This window comes from Aneurinibacillus sp. UBA3580, from assembly GCF_002375825.1.
In the GTDB taxonomy this organism is placed as follows: Bacteria; Bacillota; Bacilli; order Aneurinibacillales; family Aneurinibacillaceae; genus Aneurinibacillus; species Aneurinibacillus danicus.
In genome coordinates this window covers 7052-29872 of the sequence record NZ_DFMZ01000103.1, presented here as the reverse complement: position 1 = coordinate 29872, position 22821 = coordinate 7052, and the positions used below count along the sequence as shown (strand labels likewise).

Sequence of the window (22821 nt, the reverse complement as noted above, 5' to 3'; positions counted from 1 at the left end):
AAGCCGAGCGGCTACCGTAGCCATCATATTATTATTAGGTACCCTGTCCATACTGCACAGGGCGAAAAAGAAATACTGGCCGAAATCCAAATACGGACATTGGCGATGAATTTCTGGGCAACCATCGAACATTCGTTAAATTATAAATACGAAGGCAATATTCCTGAGGATATAAGAGAGAGACTGCGCACAACGGCTGAAGCTTCGTATCTTTTGGATACGGAAATGTCCGAAATTCGCGATGAAATCCGTGATGCCCAACAGATGTTCGAATACAAATCAAATATCGTTTCCCGTATTCTGCAGGGAATCCAAAATTTATATCAGCGCGGGTTCGTCGTAGAGGCGACAGAATTTCAGAACCGGTTTCGCCAGATGCGGGCACGAGGTGACGTGGCCGAGCTGAGACAGCTCTCCCGTACGATTCAGGCGAAGATTCAGGAGGTGAGAACACTCGATTAATATCGAGTGTTCTTTTGCTTTTCCTCCGTTGTAATCAAGGAAAAACGTGCAAAGACGGAGAGGAGGATATAGAATAGAGCCGGACTGCCCATACTAAGAAGAGGATGCACTCATTCAAGGAGGATAAGCCGATGCTGAGTCAAGATGAAACGAGAAAATATTGCGAAGACGAGCCGAATTCCTATGGTGCGGGGATGCTGCTGTCCTTCATTCTTGGGGCTTTAATTGCAATTGCGATGGTATGGGGAATCTCTATGCTGGAACTATAGGACGAAAAAATGCCGCCACGCGAGTGTAGAGAAGAAAGGCCGCGCATTCTGAGATAAGAGGCGGCCTTTTTTTGTCTTCTAAGGCCTTGTACCTTGCTTTGACTCCATGTTATCATTAGAAAAAATCCTATTATTTTTTGAACAAAAAAGAATCCTGCAACGTATTCTAAATACTACCACCGAATTTGCGGAGGGAGGGGTCATAATGCGCGTTGAACGTTTGAATCAGGATAAAATAAGGATCTTCTTAACATTCGATGACCTGATCGAGCGGGGAATTGAAAAGGATGATATGTGGCGTGATATTCCAAAAGTGCATGAACTTTTCAATGACATGATGGATCAGGCTCAAGATGAAGTTGGCTTTACAGTGAATGGACCTGTAGCGGTCGAAGTATTCTCCCTGCCGGCTCAGGGCATGGTCGTAATCGTAACACGCGGCAAGACCGAGGCGCATGATGACGCTGAGGATCTGGACTACGATGATATATATGAAATGCAAGTCACATTGGAGGAGAGCGATGATGTGGTGTATGTGTTCCAGGACTTCGAGCATTTGATTGAACTGGCTCACCGCATTAACTCCAAGGTGATTGACGGGGGCAGCGCATACGCATATAACGGACGCTACTACCTCGTATTCGAAGAAGTTGATATGGAAAAGGAAGAATATGACGATTTTATTGCAGTGTTATCAGAATACGGAGAGGCTTCCACTCTGACCAAGCACGTCCTGCAGGAGTACGGCAAAGCAGTAGTGGAGAGCGATGCGGTAAAGGTTCTCTGCCGTTATTTTGACTAATAACTAATATAAGTATACAGATAGAGCGCATGGTATTCAGCCGTGCGTTTTTTCGTGGTATAGGAAAGTATATTTCGCTTTACAGTGATAAAGCAAAATATACTTTCCCTCCATTCGTAAGCGAGAAAAACTCGCGAGGCGTATGCCAAACGTTCCTTTTTCCTTGTGGAGCGTGTGAAGCGGAGGGAGACAAAGACCGGCAACTGTCTCCCTCCCTGAACGACCCGGATGTTTTGTCGGTCCGACCGGAGCGACACAAAGCGGCTGTTTGGCTTCTTTGAAGAAAAAGGACGAGCGGCAACGCCCGCGAGTTTTTCTCATTTATTTTAATAAAGAAAAAGCCAGCTTTACACCTTCCAAAACGTAAGAGAAAGAGGTATACTTGCTATGTCTTGACAGACTGATGAACATTTTTTGAGGTGGTAAAACATGGGAGAAAAAGACGTGGTAACCGAATCAACAGCGACTGCGAATGGGAGCGCAGCGCAACCGCAAGAGAATCTGGATGTGTTACAGTCTACACAGACGGTCATTGCTGAGGCCCTTGACAAATTGGGGTATCCGAAAGAGATGTATGAACTCTTGAAGGAACCGATGCGCATGTTGACTGTACGTATTCCGGTGCGGATGGACAACGGCGAAACAAGGATATTTACCGGTTACCGGGCCCAGCATAACGACGCAGTTGGGCCGACGAAAGGTGGCGTTCGTTTCCACCCGGAAGTAACAGAAGATGAAGTAAAAGCGCTTTCTATCTGGATGAGCTTAAAATGCGGCATTGTTGATCTACCCTATGGCGGCGGTAAAGGCGGAATTATCTGCGACCCGCGTGAGATGTCATTCCGTGAGCTGGAACGCTTAAGCCGCGGTTATGTACGTGCGATCAGCCAGATCGTTGGGCCGACGAAAGACATTCCGGCACCGGACGTATTCACTAACTCGCAGATTATGGCGTGGATGATGGATGAATACAGCCGGATTCGCGAATTTGATTCCCCGGGCTTCATCACGGGTAAGCCGATTGTACTGGGCGGATCGCAGGGGCGTGAAACCGCGACAGCCAAAGGGGTTACTATTTGCATCGAAGAAGCAGCTAAAAAGAAAGGCATCGAACTGAAAGGCGCACGTGTTGTTGTGCAAGGATTCGGTAACGCAGGAAGCTTCCTGGCGAAATTCATGCATGACGCCGGGGCAAAAGTTATCGCGATTTCCGATGCATATGGCGCGCTTCATGACGAAAACGGCCTGGACATTGAATACCTGCTCGATCGCCGTGATTCGTTCGGTACGGTAACGAAGTTATTCAGCAACACGATCAGCAATAAAGAGTTGCTTGAGCTGGATTGCGACATTCTTGTGCCGGCTGCAATCGAGAACCAGATTACGGCTTCGAATGCGCATAACATCAAAGCAAGCATCGTAGTGGAAGCGGCGAACGGTCCGACAACGCTGGAAGCAACTCGCATCCTGACTGAGCGCGGCATTCTGCTCGTGCCGGATGTACTGGCAAGCTCCGGTGGCGTAACGGTATCGTACTTCGAATGGGTGCAGAACAACCAGGGATACTACTGGACGGAAGAAGAAGTTGAAGCTCGCCTGCGTGAAGTACTTGTGCGCGCGTTCGACAATGTGTACAACACGCATATGACGCGCGGCGTCAACATGCGTCTGGCCGCTTACATGGTAGGCGTACGCAAGATGGCGGAAGCGAGCCAGTTCCGCGGTTGGGTATAAGAATTGAAATAGATGAAGAAAATCCTCTACAATATGGATTGTAGGGGATTTTTTATTGAGAAGGAAAAAAGGGAAGAGGTAAGGAAGTTTAAATATCACATTTTGTGAAAATAGGAGTGAGAGGAAAGATGGAACAGGTTATTATTATCGGAGCCGGACCGTGCGGCATGTCAGCGGCGGCCGAGCTGCAGAATAAAGGGATAAACCCGCTCATTATCGAGAAAGGCTGTATCGTTAATTCTATCTACGGATATCCGACTTTCATGAATTTCTTTAGCACGCCGGAGCTGCTGGAGATCGGAGGAATCCCGTTTGTTATCTCGCATGAGAAGCCGACCCGTCAGGAGGCGCTTACGTATTATAGAGAAGTGGCGGCGCGCCGGGAGTTTCGCATTCACACGTACGAAAAAGTGGATGCGGTAGACAAACAAGAAGACGGCACATTTACGGTACGGACAACCAAAAGGAACGGAGAGCACGCTGAGTACCGAACCCGCTTCGTTGTTATTGCAACCGGCTACTACGACAACCCCAACTATATGAATATTCCGGGCGAGGATTTGCCGAAGGTATCGCATTACTTTAAAGAGGCGCACCCGTATCAGGGGATGAAGGTGGCGGTCATCGGCGGCAAGAACTCATCGGTTGATGCGGCGATGGATCTGTATCGTGCGGGTGCCGATGTAACCTGGATTTATCGCGGCAGCGAATATTCACCGTCCATTAAAGCTTGGGTGCGTCCGGTGTTTGAATCGATGGTGAACAAAGGCTGGATAAAGGCGATGTTTGGCACAGAAGTGAAAAGTATCCATGAGGATCATATCATAGTGGAGCAGGACGGACAGGAAATGAAAATCGAAAATGATGCAGTATTTGCGATGACAGGGTATCGTCCGGATCGCACATTCTTTCATGCGCTTGGTGTTACGGTTCGTGAAGAAACGGGAGAGCCGGAACACAATCCGGAGACGATGGAGACGAACGTGCCGGGCGTGTTTGTTGCAGGCGTTATTGCTGCGGGCAACGACGCGAACGTAATCTTTATCGAGAACGGTCGCTTCCACGGCGGTATCCTTGCCAAAGAAATTACCCGTCGGACAGCGGGATTAACGGTTAAATAAAAAGCGAGACAGTTATCTGGACCGACAGAGCGGATGCTTTTGTCGGCTTTTTTGTGTATACTTACAAACGAATAGCTTCACAATACATACAGTAAGTGGAGGTACTTATGCCAAAAGTGGTTTTGCTGACAACAGGCGGTACAATCGCCAGTAAGCCAAACGAGCGCGGCATGCTGGCATCGGGTGAAATTACCGGTGAAGAGTTAGCGGAGATATGCAACCTGCCGGGCGACATAGAAGTGCAAGTCGAATCCGTATTTCAGCTTCCATCCATGCACATTGGGTTCATGGAGCTTTTGATATTAAAAGCAAAAATCGAAGAGGTGCTTGCAGATCAGTCCGTCGATGGTGTCGTGGTAACGCACGGCACAGATTCAATGGAAGAAACGGCATACTTTCTTGACCTCACCATAGACGATGAACGTACAGTCGTCCTGACAGGCTCACAGCGCTCTCTTAGTGATTTAAGCAATGATGTCTACATAAATATACGGCATGCTATTTACACGGCTTGTAGTGCCGATTTACGCGGATCAGGAGCGGTTGTGGTGTTTAATGAACGCATCTTCTCCGCTCGCTACGTGAAAAAAGTCCACGCATCCAACATTCAGGGTTTTCATTCATTCGGGTTTGGTTATTTCGGCATCATCGACAATGATTGTGTATCCATATACCAAAAGCCGATCAACAGGGATATATTTAAGATTACAAAGACAATTCCTGCTGTTGACATTATCAAGTGCTATGCTGATGCAGACAGTAAGTTTGTGTATGCGGCCATTCAAGCAGGTTCAAAAGGTATCATACTTGAAGGGGTAGGCCGTGGTCAGGTTGCGCCGAAGATGATGGAAGGAATCGAGGAAGCCGTTCGCCAAGGCATTCACATTGTCATTACCACAAGCGCGGAAGAAGGTCGTGTACACACCACATACGACTATTTAGGGAGTGCCTATGACCTGTACAGCAAAGGTGTGATACTCGGCAAGGATTATGACAGCAAGAAAGCCCGCATACGGTTAGCAGTTATGCTGGCAAGCAATGTAGAAGATATAAAAAGTGCGTTTTAACCTGGCAAAAGATCGTCCGACAGACCCTGCCAGCATAGGCGCTGTTTTTTTGCTGTGTCCTGCATATTTGACATGATAACCTTCATCAATAATATTTCTTTCATCTATGTTCCATGGTACGATGAGGTAAGGAGATCCGGAGAACAAAGGGAGTCGAATGCTATGTTATCCACCTTGGGGGCAGCACTGGCCCCTGGTATTGCTATTTTGAGTTATTTTTATCTAAAGGACAAATATGAAACGGAACCGCTTCATATGGTTGTCAAAAGTTTTATTATCGGTATCCTGCTTGTTTTTCCCGTGATGGTTGTGCAGTTCGGATTCCAGGAAGAACTTCATCTCGGCGTATTTTCGCAATCGTATTTTTTGGCAGGCTTTCTCGAAGAGTTTTTTAAATGGTTCATTATTTATTATACGGCATATAAGCATGTGGAATTTGATGAGCCGTATGACGGTATCGTGTATGCGGTGGCGGTTTCGCTCGGTTTCGCGACGCTTGAAAACTTTTTCTATCTGTTAGAGCATGGTGTGTCTACCGCATTTTACCGGGCCCTGCTGCCGGTATCGAGCCATGGATTGTTCGGTGTATTGATGGGATACTACCTTGGCAAAGCGAAGTTTTTGTCTGTTCCGCGCAGAAAGCGCATGTATTTGGCACTAAGCCTTGCGATTCCTGTGCTTTTGCACGGAACGTACGATTTCATTTTGATGGTAGGCGGTACGGTTTGGCCGTGGCTGATGGCTCCGTTCATGCTGTTTTTGTGGGCGATTGCCATTCGCCGCAGCCGTGCTGCGCTGGACAGGTCTATTGCTGCCGCTTTTGGGCGACACTATGAACAAGAGGAGGCGGAAAAAATATGACAACCGAGTACGAACGGTATAAAGTCACCATTTACTGCCTGACCTGCGGCGAGCGCTATGTGCTGCGCGGAATACGCGAAAACAACGGGAAGATTGAGACGGGGTTTAAACAATGCATCTGCAGCAACGACCGGAATTTCCATATTTATTCCGAACCGCTGTAAAGCTTTTTTCTGCGAAATTCTTGAGGAAAGAAAGAGAGGGGAGAAAAAGGCGTTCGCCTTTTTCCACATTGAAATCATCCTCTCGTTCTTTCCTCTCTTTTCTTTTGTGCGACAAAATTAAGCCCTCTTTCCCATGATTTTCATGACGGGGTTGCGTTGAAAACCATGGTGGTTTTTTGTATAAACAAGCATCTCTTTCCTCACACTATTACCAAGAATGATCGTAATTAGGAAAGGTGATGCGGATATGTATTGGAAAATCGCAGGTGTGCTGGCGCCGATTCTTGCCATAGGGGCTATCGGTGTCGGTGTGTGGGGTTACCAGGAGAATCAGGAAAAAAACTCGGTGCTAATTAAAGCGGAAAACCAGTATCAGCGTGCGTTCCACAATTTAAACTATCATATAGACAAGCTGCAGGACGAGCTGGGTAAAACGATTGCCGTTAATTCTCGTCAACAGCTAACGCCGAGTCTGACGAATGTCTGGCGTCTTGCTTATTCTGCGCAAAGCGATGTAGGACAACTCCCTCTGACACTTATGCCATTTAACCAGACGGAAAAGTTTCTTGCCAATGTGGCTGATTTCAGCTATCAGACAGCAGTTCGCGATCTTCAAAAAGAGCCGTTAAGCAACAAAGAGTACAAAACGCTGCAGGCGCTTTATCGGCATTCCAAAGAAATTCAGAGCCAATTGCAGACCGTACAGACAGCGGTTCTCAGCAAACAGCTCCGCTGGATGGATGTTGAATCGGCGCTTTCGACGCAAGAAAGACCTCAGGATAATACCATTATCGACGGCCTTAAAGTTATCGATAAAAACGTTGAAGGCTATAAGGATGTCGATTTCGGTTCGGGCATCGGAAGCCTGAATGCGACACGCAAAATGAAGATTCAAGCCATTAAAGGTACACCGATTACTGCAGAAGAAGCGAAGCGAAAAGCATTGGCGTTCACCAGAATCACGCCCGAACAGTTAAAAGAAATCAACGTGGTGGACAATGGGAGCGGGCGGGAGTACGAATCATTCAGCGTGCACATGGTTCGTAAAGCCGATCCTGCCCCGGTTAACGTAGAAGTGGCCAAGAAAGGCGGTAAGGTAGTTTGGGTACTGGACGAGCGTGACGTTCATGCGAACGTAAAGAAGCTAAACATCGAGCAGGCGAAGAACTATGCGGACAAGTATCTTGAAGAGCGAAATTATCCGTCTATGGAGGCGGTATCCTATGATGAATATGGAGGGCTTGCGGTATTCACGTATGTCTACAAACAAGGGGATATCCGCGTGTATCCGGATATGGTCACTGTGAAGGTAGCGCTTGATAAAGGCGGCGTACCGGGATTTCAGAGCGAAAGTTATCTTCTAAATCATAAAGCGCGTGTGCTGCCAAAGCCAAAGCTTACGGAGGCGCAGGCCCGTGCGAAAGTGAATCCGAGCTTGAAAATAGAGGAAACGCGTCTTGCCGTCATTGAAGACGATCGGGGGCAGGAAGTGTTCACCTATGAATTCTACGGCGGTCTTGGACAAGATCGCTACCGCATCTATATTAATGCACTGACCGGAGATGAAGTAAAAGCGGAGAAAATTAAGGCAGTTGCCTTGTAAGGAAGAATAGGGATCGGGGGGACGGGCGATACTGGTGAAAACGGAAGGAGGGGTCCGGATGAAACGAACCGAAGAGACAGCTTATGAGAAGCGTTTCACCCGCCTGGCCGCCTGGGTGGAGAAAGGACTTATTATAGCCATTGCGGCCGGGTGGTTGTTGCTCGTCGCAAGCCAGTTTCTGCTCACATATGACTCGGTCCGCTATTGGCTTGTCGATACGGTACGGCTGGAAGGCATTGCATCGCCTTAAGGCCTATGTTACTATGGAGATAATTGAATAGCATGGTTATCACCATACGTGAGTGCATGATAGCAATAAAAAGTTACGCATCAAATCAAATAAAAGGAAAGAAGCAGGCACGTCCTGCTTTTTTTGTGAAAATGAATAGAGATAAAAGATGAAGAAGCAAGAGGCTGGAGGGGAAGTTCCATCCTTGTAGCTTCTACTTTCTTCTTTGCTTAGTTAGGGTGGGATAGTACTGTGAAAATTGCAATTGACGGACCGGCCGGAGCCGGCAAAAGCACCGTAGCGCAGCGGGTGGCGAAACGGCTCGGCATGCTGTACGTTGATACCGGGGCGATGTATCGGGCTGCAACGCTTACGGCCCTTACGCGCGGCTGCTCGATTGAAGATGAGCAGTGTCTGCGTGATTTGCTTGATACGATTGACTTAACGCTTGAAATTCATGACGGAATGCAGCGTGTATATGTGGACGGCGAAGATGTGACCGAAGCGATTCGTTCCCTGGAGGTTACACGGCGTGTCTCGACGGTGGCCGCGCATCCGCTTGTGCGCGAGAAGCTGGTGGATATGCAGCGTCGGATTGCCAGCCGTAAAAACGTCGTAATGGACGGTCGGGACATCGGCACATCGGTGCTGCCGGATGCCGAACTGAAAGTTTTTCTTACCGCTTCTATCGAAGAACGCGCACGGCGGCGTCTGCAGGAGCTTGAGCAGAAAGGTGTGAAGGCCGAATACGGTGAATTGCTGCGTGACATTGAAGAAAGAGATCGTAAAGACAGTGAGCGTGAGATAGCGCCGCTAAAGCAGGCGAAAGACGCTGTGCTGGTTGATACGACCGGATGTAGCATTGATGAGGTGGTAGACCGTATCGTTTGTCTGCATCGGGAAAAAATCGGGGAGAGGGCGTAAGTCGCATGGAAAGCAAAACATATCCGTTTTTTCGCGCCATATTCCGCGGCATCTTTGCAGGACTGTACCGCTGGCGCGTAATCGGACAGGAGAACATTCCGGACGGGGAAGGACTTGTTCTCTGCGCGAATCATATTAGTAATTGGGATCCAATCCTGCTCGGCTGTGGTACCCACCGTCAAGTGCATTTCATGGCGAAGGCGGAGCTGTTTCGGATTCCTGTCATCTCCTGGCTTATTACTGACTTTGGAACTTTTCCGGTTAAGCGTGGTGCCGGAGACCGTCAGGCGATCCGCAAGTCGCTTGAGATTGTAGACGAGGGGAAAGTGCTCGGCATCTTCCCGGAAGGCAGGCGTAACCGGTCAGGGGATGGGACCGTCGGCAAAATGCTGCCGGGAGCTGCAATGATTGCACTCAAATCTAAGGCGCGGGTCGTACCCGTCGCAATCATCGGTCCGTACCGTCTTTTTGGACGTGTAACGATTATTTATGGAAAACCGATTGATTTGAACGAAGCGGTAGCGGGCAAGGAAAATGCGGAGCGCACCCAGTATGCTGCCGAAATCATTCAGCATGAGATTCAAAAACTGTTGGATATACATAAAAAGTAAGCATAACTTTCGGTGTTATTTTCCCTGTAATATAAGGCATTTTGCTTACCTGAGTGTGTATGAAGTCCAGAATTTAGCAGGTTTGGCACTAGCAATGGTGTATGCAACTTTGGTAAGCTAAGATAAATATGCTGCTGTTTGCTATAAATGCTTGTTGTTTCTTTTAGGAGGTAAGAAGCATTTATTGTTTGAATGGCTTTTATTTCAAGGAGGTATGGTCTATGGTAGAGGAAAATCAAAATGAATTGAATGGTCAACAAGGTTTGGAAGGGGTTGAGGTTAACCAGGTGTTAACCGGCACCGTTTCCCGTGTAGACGAGAAACAAGCCTTGATTGATGTGGGCTATAAGTATGAGGGCATCCTTCCGATCAGCGAAGTGTCGAGTCTTCATATCGAAAAAGTAGCCGATGTTCTTTCCGAAGGCCAGGAGATCCAGGTAAAGGTTATCCGTCTTGATCAAGAGAAGGACGAGATGATCGTCTCCAAGCGTGCGGTCGATGCGGAAAAAGCGTGGGACGAACTGCAGGGCAAGTTCGAATCGGGCGAAGTTTTCGATGCAGTGATTGCTGACAGCGTAAAGGGCGGCCTTGTGGTTGACCTCGGCGTACGTGGTTTCATTCCTGCTTCGCATGTAGAGCGCCATTTTGTGGAAGATTTCTCTGACTACAAAGGAAGAACGCTTTCCGTAAAAGTAATTGAACTCGACAAAGAAAAGAACAAAGTGATTCTTTCTCATCGCGCCGTACTCGAAGAAGAAGCGAACAAACAAAAGCAAGCGGTGCTTGAAAATTTGGAACCGGGCGCGGTCATCGAAGGCACGGTACAGCGTCTGACTGATTTTGGCGCGTTTGTTGATGTGGGCGGCGTAGATGGCCTGGTACACATTTCTGAGATTGCCTGGACCCATGTTGATAAGCCGTCTGACGTTCTGAAGGAAGGCGATAAAGTCAACGTGAAGGTCCTGAAGGTTGACAAAGCGAACGAACGCATTAGTTTGAGCATTAAAGCGACGCTGGCCGGACCGTGGGAGCAGGCGGCAGATAATTTCAAAATCGGCGATGTTGTGAAAGGTACAGTGAAGCGCCTGGTTAGCTTCGGTGCGTTTGTCGAAGTGGCTCCGGGTGTAGAAGGCCTTGTTCACATTTCTCAAATCGCCAATCGCCACATCGGCACACCGGATGAAGTGTTGAAAGAAGGCGAAGAAGTGAACGTGAAGATTCTGGATTTCAATCCGGGAGAAGAGCGCATGAGCTTGAGCATTCGTGAAGTACAGGATGAAAAGCAGAAGCAGGAAACGAAGAAAGAAGTTGCGGCATACCAGGCGGATGAGAACAACGTCGGTATGGGCGTAACGATCGGCGATCGCATGGGCGATCTGCTCAAAAAGTTTAAATCCTAATTTGATAATAGAGAGGTCGTAATGTCGAGGACTTCACGAAAACGCGAACATGTAGAGCACGCGCTAACAACCGGACAGTCCGGCACACACGGACTGTCGGATGTGAAGTTTGTGCACAATTGCTTGCCCGATCTCGCAATGGAACAAACGGATATGAGCACTTGTATCGGCGGACTCGCATTGAGTTCGCCGATTGTTGTAAATGCGATGACAGGCGGGGCAAGCGAAACATATAGTATTAATCAATCGTTAGGAATCATTGCACGCGAGACGGGTCTTGCGCTGGCGGTCGGCTCACAGATGGCGGCGATTCGGGATTCGTCGCTTGTCGAGACATACCGGATAGCTCGCCGGGAGCATCCTCATGGTATTCTGTTCGGCAATCTGGGCGCAGAGGCGACGCCAGAAATGGCTCGTCGTGCTGTAGAGATGATTGAAGCGGATGGGCTACAGATTCATTTGAATGTGATGCAGGAGCTAATCATGCCGGAGGGAGAGCGGGATTTCAGCGGGGCGCTCCGGCGTATTGAAGCGATTGTTCAGGCGGTGGACGTGCCGGTGATTGTCAAGGAAGTCGGATTCGGCATATCGCGCGAAACGGCGTGTAAGTTGACTGATTGTGGAGTGGCCGCAATTGACATCGGTGGACGTGGCGGAACGAATTTTGCGCAGATTGAGAACATGCGGCGCGCGCAGCCGTTTGCCGTGCTGAACGAGTGGGGCATCTCTACGGCGGCAAGCCTGCTGGAAGTTGCGACACTGGAGGTGCGTCCGGATATTATGGCGACCGGCGGAATTCAGACGGGCTTAGATACTGCACGCTGCCTGGCGCTGGGCGCCTCCTGCGTCGGCATGGCAGGCGTTTTTCTCCGCTATGCAGTGGATGGACGGACGGAAGAAGCGATAGAGTACGTGAACAATCTGCATGAAGAGTTGAGCGTAATTATGACTGCGCTTGGTGCCCCGACCATTGCCGCGCTGCAGCGAGTCCCGCTTGTCATTACCGGAGACACCTATCACTGGGCAGAGCAGCGGGGCATTAATTGCAAAGTGTTTGCGCAGCGTTCCTAAAGAAAAAGGCAGTTCTCGCTTTATGAGGCTGCCTTTTTCCTCATTGAAATCATTTCTTTGTTCTCTTCCCCGTTTCTATCTTGCAAACTTATATGCTATGCCAGCCTGGTTTTTCGGCAATAATACTGACAGAAAAACCGAAAAGGAGATAGTGCTTATGAATCCGGGATATTTATCGGCTTTTTGTCTGCTGCTTATTGCCGTACTGGCGTGGATGGGCTTACTGGACGGCTTACTTTCCCGTTTACAAATTCGACTGCGTACATTCTATGCTTTGCTTTTTGCGCATTATCTGGCCAGCGGCTGGTATATACCATTCGGTCCGTATATAACCCTAAGTGTGGGAACGTTTCTGCTTCCTATTGTATTTTTCCTTTTCTTATGGGGCAGGCAGGAACGAGAGAGTCGGAACTACAGTTTTGCGGCAGCATTGTTGGCCGGCGTTACACTATTCTTGCTCCGCTATATAATCAGGCTTGATCCTGTACTGCACGTTGTGGATGAGGTTTATCTTGTTGCAGGCGTTGCCGTGGTTCTCACGGTAGTGATGAGCAGGCAGGCAGACCAGGCATTGATCATCATGGGGCTTGGCCTGTGTCTGATGGAAATCGTTACGCAGGTGTTGGTTTATTCATCTGTTAACGCTGTTACGCTGGGAGAATTTGCGTTTCGTGATGCGCTCGTCTTTTCGCTGCTTACAGGTCTTTTGGTGCACGCCGCAGTATTTCGCTGTATAGATGCAAGCGGCGCACTTGCACGCAAAGTTTTGGTGAGAAGGAGTCGATGAATGATGGGAAACTACACCGTCCCGGTAGTCATGGGTGTTATGTTTGGCGTAGCAGCCCGCCTGTATATGCTTCGTACGGATTATCGACAGTACCCCACATACCCCCATGGCCGGATTATTCATATTGCACTTGGCTTCATTGCCGCGCTTATTGGCTCGGTCGTCATTCCTTCTATTTTGAAGCCGGATTGGACAGCAGTTACGTTCCTGGGCCTGGCGGCGCAACAGTTTCGTGATGTACGGAATATGGAACGGAATATGCTGCAGCAGCTCGACAGCATGGAACTTGTTCCTCGCGGCGTTTCTTACATCGAAGGCATTGCCCAGGTGTTTGAAGGACGCAATTATCTCGTCATGCTCACCTCACTCATCGTCACACTGGTTGCTATTCGAGCCCCTTTCTGGTGGGCGATTGTAGTCGGAATTGCCATGTTTGCTGTCAATAGGTGGCTTATGTCAGGCAAAGTGCTCGGACAAATCGCTGATATTAAACAGGGACATATTGTTCTCGATGGCCCGAATCTGTACGTCGATGATATCTATATTATGAACATCGGCTTACAATCTGATCGGGATGCAATTCGCGAACATGGGATAGGCGTCGTGGTAACCCCGAAAAATCCCAATAGTCTGGTTACCATTGCAAATCTCGGGCAGCGTCAGGCCATTCTGCATGATGTATCATCTATTCACGGCGTATATCGCGATTCGGGGGAGCCGGCCCTCGTACCGCTTATCAAACGTGATATGCAGAACGGCAGGTTAGGCATTTTCCTGTTGCCGGAAGAGAAAGATAGGAGTAAAGTGCTTAAGACAATAGAGCGGGTGCCGGTGCTGGACAGTGCCATTCGGCTGCCGCGTGAAGCCAGCGTCAATCAGCAGACCAGGGGGACACGTTAGCCATGTCTGTTTCATTAGAAAAATACATTCTGGCGGTCATCACCATCAATCGACAGCGGGTCGGCGGAGGGGCCCCTGTTTTTTATGCAGACGAAGAAAAAGAATTGGAGCAAATTGCTTTTACGCTTGAAAAAATTCTCGACGGCATCGCCCATGAGATTACTCCGGACACGCTGATTATCGTGAAGCACTCCTGAATGAAAGCGACTCGCTTCCGCCTTGTTTGTCTTGCCTGTCCTTACAATTCATTCTATGATAGTAGAGATATTGAAAAAGAGAGGTAAGTTATGTTATGGCAAATCCTGTAGTAGCAATTGTCGGCCGTCCGAATGTCGGTAAGTCGACGCTATTCAATCGAATTGTAGGAGAGCGATTGGCGATTGTCGAAGACGTTCCGGGTGTAACCAGAGATCGTCTGTACAGCAAGGCGGAATGGCTCGGCAAACCGTTTCATTTAATTGATACAGGCGGCATTGATTTTGATGATCATGATGAATTGCTTGAATCAATCCGCAACCAGGCGGAGCTTGCGATAGATGAAGCGGACGTTATCATATTTGTGGTGGACGGCACCGTCGGCATTACCGATCAGGACCAGGACGTAGCACGTATGTTATTCCGTTCGAAGAAACCGGTGATTCTTGCGGTCAACAAGATTGACAATCCACAGCGCTTAAACGATGTATACGAATTTTACTCGCTTGGCATGGGTGATCCGTTTCCGATTTCCGGTGCGCATGCGACAGGGATTGGTGATTTGCTGGATGAAGTAATCAAGCATTTTCCGGAATATAATGATGATGAATACGATGATGATGTCATTCGTGTATCGCTTATCGGTCGTCCGAATGTAGGGAAATCGTCGCTGGTCAATGCGCTGCTCGGAGAAGAGCGCGTTATCGTAAGCGACATTGCGGGCACGACTCGTGATGCGATCGATACGCCGTTTACGTTCAAAGGTCAGGAATATGTGCTGATCGATACGGCGGGGATGCGCAAACGGGGCAAGGTGTACGAGTCGACCGAGAAATACAGTGTCATGCGGGCGCTGCGGGCCATGGAGCGCTCGGATGTCGTACTGGTCGTTATCAATGGTGAAGAGGGGGTTATCGAGCAGGATAAGAAAGTAGCCGGCTATGCGCATGAGGCGGGCCGGGGTGTTATCATTGTCGTCAACAAGTGGGACGCGGTAGAAAAAGATGAACGCACAATGAATAAATTCATTGCAGATATTCGCGAAGAATTTAAATATCTCTCTTATGCGCCGATTCTGTTTGTGTCCGCCAAAACGAAACAGCGGGTGCAAATGATTCTGCCAAAGGTGGCCCAGGTGGCAGAGCAGCATGCGCTGCGCATCGCGACGCCGGTGCTAAACGATTTGATTCACGAGGCAACGACGGTGACGCCACCGCCGAGCGATAAAGGTCGCCGCCTGCGCATCAACTATGCGACACAGGTTGCAGTTAAACCGCCGACGTTTGTTTTGTTTGTCAATGATACAGAGCTTATGCATTTTTCTTACCAGCGCTACTTAGAGAATAAAATTAGAGAAGCTTTTCCGCTGGAAGGGACTCCGATTCGCATTCTCGTGCGAAACAAGTCCGAATAAATAAGGAGAGGGGAGAGACCGGATGGGAGCGGTTGTTATCATCCTGTCTTACTTGCTGGGGTCGATTAGCTTCAGCATTCTTGTCGCGAAAAAAATCGCAAAGATTGATATCCGGCAGCATGGAAGCGGCAATGCGGGTGCGACCAACACGCTGCGCGTACTTGGCAAAGGGCCGGGAATTGCGGTGCTGCTTCTGGATGCGGCCAAAGGCGCTATCGCTGTCGGGGTAGCCCATTGGTTAACAGGAGGGAACGACTGGGTGATCGTACTCTCCGGTATTGCCGCAATTCTTGGGCATAATTGGCCGGTATTTTTCGGATTTCGAGGCGGTAAAGGGGTTGCCACTACCATCGGTACGCTGCTGGCATTGACACCGGTACCGGCGCTGATTGCAGTGGTCGTAACCGTTGCGGTCATTGCAGTAACACGCTACGTGTCGCTTGGCTCGCTTGTTTTTTTTACGTTGATTCCCGTCATTCTCATTATTACCGGGGCTTCTTTGGCCTATATTATAGGCACGCTTATAATAGCGGCGCTTGGCTATATACGCCATGCGGAAAACATTAAACGGCTGCTTCAGGGCACGGAGCGGAAGCTTGGACAGTCGAAACGGTAGGGAGGATGGATAGAATGCGAAACGTTGCGGTAATCGGAGCCGGGAGCTGGGGAACTGCGCTGGCAACAGTGCTTGCGGAAAATCATGAAAACGTCTCACTCTGGGCGAGACGGGAAGAGCTTGCGCGGGAAATAAACGAAACACGGGAGAATAAGCGGTACCTTCCCGGTATTACGCTTTCCGAACGTATCAAAGGGGACACATCGCTCGAGAGAGCAGTACGAGACAAGGAGCTTGTGGTTCTCGTTGTTCCCTCCCATGCCATGAGGGACACTGTCCGTACGCTTGCTCCGCATCTACATAAAGATACGATCCTTGTGCATGCCACAAAGGGACTCGAAATCGATTCGCTTAAACGGATGAGCGAAGTGATCAAAGAAGAGGTTTCTGCTTCGTTTCATGAACAGATTGCCGTATTGTCAGGGCCGAGTCATGCCGAAGAAGTCGGCATGAAAGCGCCGACCACTGTTGTAGTTGCGGCCGAGAAAATGAGCGTGGCTGAGGAAGTACAGGATGCGTTCATTACAAGCCGTTTCCGGGTCTACACCAATCCGGACGTCATCGGTGTAGAGATTGGCGGCGCGCTGAAAAATATTATCGCGCTGGGCGCCGGGGTAAGCGATGGACTTGAATTCGGAGACAATGCAAAAGCTGCGCTGCTTACGCGTGGCCTGGCTGAAATCAGCCGCCTGGGGATTAAACTTGGCGCCAATCCTCTGACGTTTACCGGCCTTGCGGGGGTGGGCGACCTGGTAGTAACGGCTACCAGTCAGCACAGCCGCAATTGGCGTGCGGGCAGGATGCTGGCTCAGGGGCTTGCACCGGACGAAATTGTTGCGCGCATGGGCATGGTCGTAGAAGGGATTAAAACGACAAAAGCCGCCCACCAGTTAGCGTGTGAGCTTGGTGTAGAAATGCCGATTACACGGGAATTGCATGCGCTTCTATTCCGACAAAAGGCACCGCGTGACGCTGTCAGCGATTTGATGGGACGGGTTCGCCGGCACGAAACAGAAGAGTTGGCGCTTCAATACTTTGATAATCATTGATGGACAAATGGGCGATGACGCCAGAAGGCCGCACTTTTTCCTTCCCTTCCTCATACACTGTTGTTGTATCATGAAAGGAGGGAGATGGAGGGTATGGTAAACATCCCGAAAAAATTTCTTGATAAATTACAGGGCAGAAACGTGGACACGTCAAAGCTGGAAAAGCTGGCTGGTGGCGTGAAAAAAAGCGATCTGGGTGATGATCAAAAGCTGCTTCAACTGATTCGCCAGCTGGCCGTGATCGCCAACGTATCTTTAACAAAGGAAAAGGAAGAAAAAATCATTAAGTATATTCGTACACATAACGTACAGGGCGGAGATATGAAGACGTTGACAAACTTGCTGAAAAATAAACTGTAATCTTGGAGAAATAGGCGAGGCGCGCTGTTACAGGCTTGCTGAAATTAGCATACAGTATAGCATGATTCGCGAAAATAAGGGCTCTCGAAAACGACGCGAGGATACAGAAGGAAAAAAAGAGGGATAATGCTGTCCGGCATTATCCTTCTTTTTCTGTGAAAATTGTGAGGAAAGAAGGAGAGGGAAGAGGAAATAAGATCCAGGGGAGAAAAAGGCATTCGCCTTTTTCCACATTGAAATCACCCCCTCCTTCTCTTCTCTCTTTTCCTTCGTACCGCAAAATAGGAGGCCCTACGGTCAGGCCTCCTCTGATGATGTTGCAATTTCATCCATTTCCAATAATGCCTGCACAAGCGGAGAGTTCAGCAGGGAAATAATCTGGCGGAAATCGACGTTATTTAATGATTTGATAAACGAGAGTGCTGACCTCTCTCCCGTATCTCCGCTGCCCTGCTCTGCTGCCCTGAGCATCGTGCGCTTTTGACTGCTCTTTGACCAGCGCTCATACATACCAATAAGGTTGGTTAGTGTGCTGAGCGTCTGCTCCATCTCGGCCATCGTGCCGCGCATTTGGGTTGACCATTCTCTGACAGTATTAATGGATGTGCGCATCTCTTCCGGAGATTTAGTCAAAATGGACGGTAGATTTTTCATAAAGGCAGAAGCTGCCCGAAGGTCCGTTTTATTTTTAACCGGCACGATGGCCGTTGCAGCTTCTTTTTTTGCAACGACGGGCGCGGCCTTTTTGCGCTTTTTCCCGCTCGCTGCCGTGCGCCTGGATCTCTTCGTATACGGGCTTCGCCGTTTCTGGCTGTTCATGATTGCGCCCCCTTTATCCTATAGTCAACATTATAGTATGCGTTCGTCCTGTAAGAGGTTCGATTGTCCCCGGTTTGTGCTATAATGTGAGTATCCGATTTACAGGATCATTTTTACAGACAAAGAGGGAGTGCTCATGCATTTAATGTTCTATGCGCTGAGTGCAATCGGCTTGATGATTGTTGCCAGCGTTACGATTGTATTCGCGCGTAAACTGCAGCGGCGGCTGCTCAGATTCGCACTGTCTACCGTCGCCTATGCAAGCTTAATTGTGGCGTTTTTTCTTATGGTGGCCGTGTTGATTACTTTCTAGTTCCCGGTCCCATATTGCGGGCTTTGATGTATTTGTGAAGCATGAGGAGCACAATGTACAACACGCCAATTCCAATTCCCGCCCACAGTACGACATCGGCCGTATTTTCAGTGTTGGCGAGAAGGAATACGGGTGTAAATAGCACAATACCGAAGAAGAAGGTCCCTTCGAGCGCCACCTTAATCCATTCGCGGCTCATTAGCATGATGTTCAAGCCTCCTTGTATGCATGGAATCAAGCTTAGTGTAGGCCAAAACGATGCTTGTTATCCGCAAAACAATAAAGAAGCAGGGGATGTTACCATGGTGAAAATTACATTTGCGCCGGCGAACCGTCATATACAGGTCCGTGTCGGAGAAACCATATTGCGAGCCGCATCCAGGGCAAGGATCGCCATCTCCCAGCGCTGCGGCGGCAAGGGGGCCTGCACAATGTGCAAAGTGCGGGTTACTCCAGGTAGTTTTGTTTCACCTCCGCAGGAGAAAGAGAAGCGAATGATTGGCGAAGAGCATCTGGCATGCGGCATGCGGCTTGCCTGTCAGGCAAGAGTGCAGGGAGAAGCGCAAGTGGAGCTTGCGGAAAGCCGGCTTGCGTCCGTTGTGCGCACCCAGTTGGAAAAACAGCGGCAGGAGAGAGGCGAATGGTAGGGAAGTGGAAGTTACGGATGACGGGGCTTATGGCCCTGTGTTTGCTGGCGCTTTCCGGATGCGCGTATCCGCGCGCTCAGATGCTGCAGAATGCGGCACCGCCGGTTCAGCAAATTAAGATGGTACAGGATGCAGTAGATCAGTACCAGAAAGAAACAGGTGTTCTGCCTATTGTAACGAAAGACGCCGATACGCCGGAATTCGAACGGTATCCGGTCGATTTCTCAAAAATTGTGCCAAAATACATTCCGTATATTCCCGGGGCTGCGTTTGAAGCGGGTGGAAACTACATGTTCGTCCTGCTGAATGCGGAGACGAAGCCGGAAGTTCGCTTGATCGATTTAACCGTATCCCAGGGCGTTCAGAGCATGCAGGAGAAAGTAAGCCGTTATTTTGCCGACAAAAAAGAGTTTCCGCTTGGTCCGAAAGTGGGGGACGGATATTACTTGATTGATTTTGATAAACTGCACACGGGCGAGGAGTCGATCCTCAGCCATTTCAGCGGGCAGCCAATGTCCTACATTATCAACGAGCGCGGTCAAGTGGGCGTAGATTATTCCGTTGATTTGGCGCTAGCATTGAAGAATGCGCCGGAAAAACCGAAGCAGGCCGGAGATATTCGTTATGTACTGGCCGATGTCTCTCCACTTGCGCCGGTGAAATCGTTTCCATACCGTCTTATCAACGGAGAACCAAAACTTGCTCCGAGCGAATGATGACTTCTTTTTCTTTTCTTCCTGAAATAATTCTGGTATATCTTATCTCGCTTTACCATATCTTGTACAAAGCAGGACAGGGTGGGGTGCACAGACGATAATGGCGGGACCCGGCACCGTTCTCGTCGTACTCGTTCAGGCCGAGTCGAGGTCTATTTTTTCCGTCGCCCTCATAAGATGAGTAGTGTCCTTATAGTACAAGAAGTAGATGGGAAAGAAACGCGAGGAGGTATCCAGGTGGAACGTGTAGATATTTTCAAAGACATTGCGGAGCGCACGGGGGGAGACATCTATATCGGCGTGGTCGGCCCTGTTCGCACCGGAAAATCAACATTCATTAAACGCTTTATGGAATCCATCGTTATTCCCAACATTCCGTATGAAGCGGAGCGGGTCCGTGCCGTGGACGAACTACCGCAGAGCGCGGCAGGAAAAACGATTATGACGACCGAACCGAAGTTCGTGCCGAACAACGCGGTTGCCATTCATGTGACCGACGGACTTGATATCAATGTGCGTCTTGTCGATTGTGTAGGGTATACGGTGGAAGGTGCCCGGGGATATGAAGACGAGAACGGTCCGCGCATGGTAACGACACCATGGTATGATGAGCCGGTTCCATTCGAAGAAGCCGCTGAACTGGGCACGCGCAAAGTTATCCAGGAACACTCAACGCTTGGCGTGGTTGTCACCTCGGACGGTACGATTGCTGAAATTCCGCGCGTCGGTTACGAAGAAGCAGAGGAGCGCGTCATAAATGAATTGAAGGAAGTGGGCAAACCGTTTGTTATCATTGTAAACTCCCTGTATCCGGGTCGTCCTGAAACTGTAGCTCTGCGCGCTGCTCTTGAGGAAAAATACGATGTGCCGGTCCTTGTGATGAGCGTCGATTTAATGGATGAACGGGAAGGGCTCGCCGTCCTTCGCGAAGTGTTGTTCGAGTTCCCGGTCCATGAAGTTAATGTCAACCTTCCATCCTGGGTGATGGTACTGCACGAAGACCACTGGCTTCGCCAGAATTTCGAAGAAGCGGTACGGGAGACGGTGAAAGACATCCGCCGTCTGCGAGACGTGGATCGTGTGGTTGGCTATTTCGGCGAATATGAATTCATCGACCGTGCTGCGCTGGCCGATATGAATATGGGCCAGGGAGTGGCAGAAATCGATTTGTACGCCCATGACGAGTTGTACGACCGCATTCTTATGGAGATTGTTGGCGTAGAAATCCGCGGCAAGGATCATCTGCTCCAGCTTATGCAGGAGTTCAGTCTCGCAAAGAAGGAGTATGATAAGATTTCAAGTGCACTCAATATGGTACGTCAGACCGGGTACGGTATCGCTCCTCCTTCACTCGAAGAGATGAAGCTCGACGAGCCGGAGATTATCCGCCATGGATCGCGCTTCGGTGTTCGTCTGAAAGCGACGGCACCGTCGATTCATATGATTCGGGTCGATGTGGAATCCGAATTTGCGCCGATTATCGGTACGGAGAAGCAAAGTGAGGAGCTGGTGCGGTATCTAATGCAGGATTTTGAAGAGAACCCGCTAAGCATCTGGAACTCGGATATTTTCGGCCGCTCGCTCAATTCGATTGTAAATGAGGGCATTTCCGCCAAGCTGTCCATGATGCCGGATAACGCGCGTTACAAGCTGCAGGAGACACTGGAACGTATCATTAATGAGGGTTCGGGTGGACTTATCGCGATTATCTTATAGACGGGACAGAAAAAGAATAAGGTAAACGAGACGAACACCGGCTTCTCCTTATTAGGCAGAAGCCTTTTCTCTTTTAGGGAAGCCTGGGGACACAATAGGAGAAGATTGGGTGAAATCCCTTGAATTACAGCGTTTTCTATATTAATATTAGCTTGTCCACCTTTAAAAATACTTAAGTTGTGTATAATTATCCTATAATTGGTTAACAACGTATAACAAGAAAACTCCCTTTGGGAGGAGGTGAATGACATGAATAAGACAGAATTAATCACGAAAGTATCCGAAGCGACCGAGCTTACGAAGAAAGATGCAACAAGAGCAGTGGAAGCGGTATTCGATGCGATTACGGAAGCTTTGAAAAACGGGGACAAAGTACAATTGATCGGATTTGGTAACTTTGAGGTGCGTGAGCGTGCTGCTCGCAAAGGCCGCAACCCGCAAACCGGCCAGGAAATCGAAATTGCTGCTAGCAAGGTACCTGCCTTCAAGCCGGGCAAAGCGTTGAAGGAAGATATTCAATAGTGGCGTACATACCGTCATTGGACTTGATTTATCCATTTATGGCAAAGCAAACGGAGCTGTACGAATGTACAGCTCTTTTTCCTATCTATGTCCGAAAGTTTTGCCTACGGGCTACGGAGGTTCGCTATGAAAGTAAATCATAAAAAAATTGAAGAAGCGGTACGCATGATTCTAGAAGCGATAGGTGAAGATCCGAGCCGTGAAGGTCTGCTCGATACGCCGGCGCGTGTGGCGCGTATGTATGAAGAGGTGTTCACGGGTCTTTCACAGGACCCTAAAGAGTATTTCTCGGTCGTGTTTAGCGAAGAACACGAAGAGCTTGTACTCGTCAAGGATATTCCGTTTTATTCAATGTGCGAGCATCACTTGGTGCCGTTCTATGGCGTAGCGCATGTAGGCTATATTCCCCGTGGCGGACGTGTGACGGGACTATCCAAATTGGCTCGAGC

The 22821-nt window shown here is 49.2% G+C and carries 29 protein-coding genes; 27 read left to right on the top strand and 2 right to left on the bottom strand.

Annotation, left to right across the window (positions count from 1 at the left end; genetic code table 11):
- From B2899_RS14760 to B2899_RS14660, 21 genes are all read left to right on the top strand, one after another.
- A partial coding sequence (locus B2899_RS14760; RefSeq protein WP_414631784.1) for a GTP pyrophosphokinase occupies positions 1-462 on the top strand: 462 nt, incomplete at its 5' end.
- Positions 463-593: 131 nt separating this feature from the next.
- A complete protein-coding gene (locus B2899_RS14755; RefSeq protein ID WP_170230161.1) occupies positions 594-731 on the top strand; it encodes a hypothetical protein in 138 nt (45 codons plus the stop codon).
- 205 nt (positions 732-936) lie between these two features.
- Positions 937-1533: a genetic competence negative regulator gene (locus B2899_RS14750; RefSeq protein WP_146809053.1), complete on the top strand. Its 597-nt coding sequence runs from the start codon at positions 937-939 to the stop codon at positions 1531-1533.
- A 429-nt stretch (positions 1534-1962) separates the two neighbouring features.
- Complete coding sequence (locus B2899_RS14745; protein WP_146809052.1) at positions 1963-3267, top strand: Glu/Leu/Phe/Val family dehydrogenase; 1305 nt, start codon at positions 1963-1965, stop codon at positions 3265-3267.
- A 128-nt stretch (positions 3268-3395) separates the two neighbouring features.
- Complete coding sequence (locus B2899_RS14740; RefSeq protein ID WP_286886799.1) at positions 3396-4388, top strand: YpdA family putative bacillithiol disulfide reductase; 993 nt, start codon at positions 3396-3398, stop codon at positions 4386-4388.
- Positions 4389-4495: 107 nt separating this feature from the next.
- Positions 4496-5455: an asparaginase gene (locus tag B2899_RS14735; RefSeq protein ID WP_146809050.1), complete on the top strand. Its 960-nt coding sequence runs from the start codon at positions 4496-4498 to the stop codon at positions 5453-5455.
- A gap of 162 nt (positions 5456-5617) precedes the next feature.
- Positions 5618-6316 carry a glutamic-type intramembrane protease PrsW gene (gene prsW, locus B2899_RS14730; RefSeq protein ID WP_146809049.1) on the top strand — a complete coding sequence of 233 codons (699 nt, stop codon included), beginning with the start codon at positions 5618-5620 and terminating at the stop codon, positions 6314-6316.
- Complete coding sequence (locus tag B2899_RS14725) at positions 6313-6480, top strand: hypothetical protein (RefSeq protein WP_286886797.1); 168 nt, start codon at positions 6313-6315, stop codon at positions 6478-6480. The genes prsW and B2899_RS14725 overlap by 4 nt, the downstream gene beginning before the upstream one ends.
- A gap of 247 nt (positions 6481-6727) precedes the next feature.
- The gene (gene ypeB, locus B2899_RS14720) at positions 6728-8083 is read left to right on the top strand and encodes a germination protein YpeB (RefSeq protein ID WP_286886795.1); all 1356 of its coding nucleotides are present in this window, start codon (positions 6728-6730) and stop codon (positions 8081-8083) included.
- A 58-nt stretch (positions 8084-8141) separates the two neighbouring features.
- Complete coding sequence (locus B2899_RS14715; protein WP_146809047.1) at positions 8142-8333, top strand: hypothetical protein; 192 nt, start codon at positions 8142-8144, stop codon at positions 8331-8333.
- Between the two features lie 231 nt (positions 8334-8564).
- Positions 8565-9236 carry a (d)CMP kinase gene (gene cmk, locus B2899_RS14710; RefSeq protein ID WP_286886792.1) on the top strand — a complete coding sequence of 224 codons (672 nt, stop codon included), beginning with the start codon at positions 8565-8567 and terminating at the stop codon, positions 9234-9236.
- Between the two features lie 5 nt (positions 9237-9241).
- A complete protein-coding gene (locus B2899_RS14705; RefSeq protein WP_146809045.1) occupies positions 9242-9847 on the top strand; it encodes a lysophospholipid acyltransferase family protein in 606 nt (201 codons plus the stop codon).
- A 221-nt stretch (positions 9848-10068) separates the two neighbouring features.
- On the top strand, positions 10069-11247 hold the full coding sequence (rpsA, locus tag B2899_RS14700) for a 30S ribosomal protein S1 (protein WP_146809044.1): 1179 nt from the start codon (positions 10069-10071) through the stop codon (positions 11245-11247).
- Positions 11248-11268: 21 nt separating this feature from the next.
- Complete coding sequence (gene fni, locus B2899_RS14695; RefSeq protein WP_146809043.1) at positions 11269-12318, top strand: type 2 isopentenyl-diphosphate Delta-isomerase; 1050 nt, start codon at positions 11269-11271, stop codon at positions 12316-12318.
- A gap of 157 nt (positions 12319-12475) precedes the next feature.
- Positions 12476-13105: a YphA family membrane protein gene (locus tag B2899_RS14690; RefSeq protein ID WP_146809042.1), complete on the top strand. Its 630-nt coding sequence runs from the start codon at positions 12476-12478 to the stop codon at positions 13103-13105.
- Positions 13106-13108: 3 nt separating this feature from the next.
- On the top strand, positions 13109-14005 hold the full coding sequence (locus B2899_RS14685; RefSeq protein WP_146809091.1) for a YIEGIA family protein: 897 nt from the start codon (positions 13109-13111) through the stop codon (positions 14003-14005).
- A 2-nt stretch (positions 14006-14007) separates the two neighbouring features.
- Positions 14008-14202: a capping complex subunit for YIEGIA gene (locus tag B2899_RS14680; RefSeq protein WP_146809041.1), complete on the top strand. Its 195-nt coding sequence runs from the start codon at positions 14008-14010 to the stop codon at positions 14200-14202.
- A 95-nt stretch (positions 14203-14297) separates the two neighbouring features.
- The gene (gene der / locus B2899_RS14675; RefSeq protein ID WP_146809040.1) at positions 14298-15614 is read left to right on the top strand and encodes a ribosome biogenesis GTPase Der; all 1317 of its coding nucleotides are present in this window, start codon (positions 14298-14300) and stop codon (positions 15612-15614) included.
- Between the two features lie 22 nt (positions 15615-15636).
- The gene (gene plsY, locus B2899_RS14670; protein WP_146809039.1) at positions 15637-16230 is read left to right on the top strand and encodes a glycerol-3-phosphate 1-O-acyltransferase PlsY; all 594 of its coding nucleotides are present in this window, start codon (positions 15637-15639) and stop codon (positions 16228-16230) included.
- Between the two features lie 5 nt (positions 16231-16235).
- Positions 16236-17279, top strand: a complete 1044-nt coding sequence (locus B2899_RS14665; protein ID WP_414631783.1) for an NAD(P)H-dependent glycerol-3-phosphate dehydrogenase — start codon at positions 16236-16238, stop codon at positions 17277-17279.
- Between the two features lie 93 nt (positions 17280-17372).
- A complete protein-coding gene (locus B2899_RS14660; RefSeq protein WP_286886786.1) occupies positions 17373-17639 on the top strand; it encodes a stage VI sporulation protein F in 267 nt (88 codons plus the stop codon).
- A gap of 297 nt (positions 17640-17936) precedes the next feature.
- Here the strand turns inward: B2899_RS14660 and B2899_RS14655 are convergent, their stop codons facing one another.
- Positions 17937-18458: a hypothetical protein gene (locus tag B2899_RS14655; RefSeq protein ID WP_286886784.1), complete on the bottom strand. Its 522-nt coding sequence runs from the start codon at positions 18456-18458 to the stop codon at positions 17937-17939.
- 136 nt (positions 18459-18594) lie between these two features.
- Here B2899_RS14655 and B2899_RS14650 point away from each other — a divergent pair, with 136 nt between their 5' ends.
- Complete coding sequence (locus B2899_RS14650) at positions 18595-18771, top strand: DUF2768 family protein (RefSeq protein ID WP_146809035.1); 177 nt, start codon at positions 18595-18597, stop codon at positions 18769-18771.
- Here B2899_RS14650 and B2899_RS14645 read toward each other — a convergent pair.
- Positions 18761-18976 (bottom strand): hypothetical protein, encoded by a 216-nt coding sequence (locus B2899_RS14645; protein WP_286886781.1) that lies wholly within the window; start codon positions 18974-18976, stop codon positions 18761-18763. The two genes, B2899_RS14650 and B2899_RS14645, sit on opposite strands and share 11 nt — an antisense overlap.
- Positions 18977-19073: 97 nt before the next feature.
- Here B2899_RS14645 and B2899_RS14640 point away from each other — a divergent pair, with 97 nt between their 5' ends.
- The 5 genes from B2899_RS14640 to folE all read left to right on the top strand — a co-directional run.
- A complete protein-coding gene (locus tag B2899_RS14640; RefSeq protein ID WP_146809033.1) occupies positions 19074-19418 on the top strand; it encodes a 2Fe-2S iron-sulfur cluster-binding protein in 345 nt (114 codons plus the stop codon).
- Positions 19412-20134 (top strand): hypothetical protein, encoded by a 723-nt coding sequence (locus B2899_RS14635; protein ID WP_286886779.1) that lies wholly within the window; start codon positions 19412-19414, stop codon positions 20132-20134. The genes B2899_RS14640 and B2899_RS14635 overlap by 7 nt, the downstream gene beginning before the upstream one ends.
- A 237-nt stretch (positions 20135-20371) precedes the next feature.
- On the top strand, positions 20372-21850 hold the full coding sequence (gene spoIVA, locus B2899_RS14630) for a stage IV sporulation protein A (RefSeq protein WP_146809031.1): 1479 nt from the start codon (positions 20372-20374) through the stop codon (positions 21848-21850).
- 249 nt (positions 21851-22099) lie between these two features.
- Positions 22100-22372: an HU family DNA-binding protein gene (locus B2899_RS14625; RefSeq protein WP_146809030.1), complete on the top strand. Its 273-nt coding sequence runs from the start codon at positions 22100-22102 to the stop codon at positions 22370-22372.
- A 126-nt stretch (positions 22373-22498) separates the two neighbouring features.
- The coding region (gene folE / locus B2899_RS14620) for a GTP cyclohydrolase I (protein ID WP_286886776.1) at positions 22499-22821 on the top strand (323 nt) is incomplete at its 3' end.

Bases quoted from the DNA above. Each gene is read 5' to 3' on its own strand.
- B2899_RS14755 (WP_170230161.1), top strand. From the start codon at position 594: ATGCTGAGTCAAGATGAAACGAGAAAATATTGCGAAGACGAGCCGAAT.
- B2899_RS14750 (WP_146809053.1), top strand. From the start codon at position 937: ATGCGCGTTGAACGTTTGAATCAGGATAAAATAAGGATCTTCTTAACA.
- B2899_RS14745 (WP_146809052.1), top strand. From the start codon at position 1,963: ATGGGAGAAAAAGACGTGGTAACCGAATCAACAGCGACTGCGAATGGG.
- B2899_RS14740 (WP_286886799.1), top strand. From the start codon at position 3,396: ATGGAACAGGTTATTATTATCGGAGCCGGACCGTGCGGCATGTCAGCG.
- B2899_RS14735 (WP_146809050.1), top strand. From the start codon at position 4,496: ATGCCAAAAGTGGTTTTGCTGACAACAGGCGGTACAATCGCCAGTAAG.
- prsW (WP_146809049.1), top strand. From the start codon at position 5,618: ATGTTATCCACCTTGGGGGCAGCACTGGCCCCTGGTATTGCTATTTTG.
- B2899_RS14725 (WP_286886797.1), top strand. From the start codon at position 6,313: ATGACAACCGAGTACGAACGGTATAAAGTCACCATTTACTGCCTGACC.
- ypeB (WP_286886795.1), top strand. From the start codon at position 6,728: ATGTATTGGAAAATCGCAGGTGTGCTGGCGCCGATTCTTGCCATAGGG.
- B2899_RS14715 (WP_146809047.1), top strand. From the start codon at position 8,142: ATGAAACGAACCGAAGAGACAGCTTATGAGAAGCGTTTCACCCGCCTG.
- B2899_RS14705 (WP_146809045.1), top strand. From the start codon at position 9,242: ATGGAAAGCAAAACATATCCGTTTTTTCGCGCCATATTCCGCGGCATC.
- rpsA (WP_146809044.1), top strand. From the start codon at position 10,069: ATGGTAGAGGAAAATCAAAATGAATTGAATGGTCAACAAGGTTTGGAA.
- fni (WP_146809043.1), top strand. From the start codon at position 11,269: ATGTCGAGGACTTCACGAAAACGCGAACATGTAGAGCACGCGCTAACA.
- B2899_RS14690 (WP_146809042.1), top strand. From the start codon at position 12,476: ATGAATCCGGGATATTTATCGGCTTTTTGTCTGCTGCTTATTGCCGTA.
- B2899_RS14685 (WP_146809091.1), top strand. From the start codon at position 13,109: ATGGGAAACTACACCGTCCCGGTAGTCATGGGTGTTATGTTTGGCGTA.
- B2899_RS14680 (WP_146809041.1), top strand. From the start codon at position 14,008: ATGTCTGTTTCATTAGAAAAATACATTCTGGCGGTCATCACCATCAAT.
- der (WP_146809040.1), top strand. From the start codon at position 14,298: ATGGCAAATCCTGTAGTAGCAATTGTCGGCCGTCCGAATGTCGGTAAG.
- plsY (WP_146809039.1), top strand. From the start codon at position 15,637: ATGGGAGCGGTTGTTATCATCCTGTCTTACTTGCTGGGGTCGATTAGC.
- B2899_RS14665 (WP_414631783.1), top strand. From the start codon at position 16,236: ATGGATAGAATGCGAAACGTTGCGGTAATCGGAGCCGGGAGCTGGGGA.
- B2899_RS14660 (WP_286886786.1), top strand. From the start codon at position 17,373: ATGGTAAACATCCCGAAAAAATTTCTTGATAAATTACAGGGCAGAAAC.
- B2899_RS14655 (WP_286886784.1), bottom strand. From the start codon at position 18,458: ATGAACAGCCAGAAACGGCGAAGCCCGTATACGAAGAGATCCAGGCGC.
- B2899_RS14650 (WP_146809035.1), top strand. From the start codon at position 18,595: ATGCATTTAATGTTCTATGCGCTGAGTGCAATCGGCTTGATGATTGTT.
- B2899_RS14645 (WP_286886781.1), bottom strand. From the start codon at position 18,976: ATGCTAATGAGCCGCGAATGGATTAAGGTGGCGCTCGAAGGGACCTTC.
- B2899_RS14640 (WP_146809033.1), top strand. From the start codon at position 19,074: ATGGTGAAAATTACATTTGCGCCGGCGAACCGTCATATACAGGTCCGT.
- B2899_RS14635 (WP_286886779.1), top strand. From the start codon at position 19,412: ATGGTAGGGAAGTGGAAGTTACGGATGACGGGGCTTATGGCCCTGTGT.
- B2899_RS14625 (WP_146809030.1), top strand. From the start codon at position 22,100: ATGAATAAGACAGAATTAATCACGAAAGTATCCGAAGCGACCGAGCTT.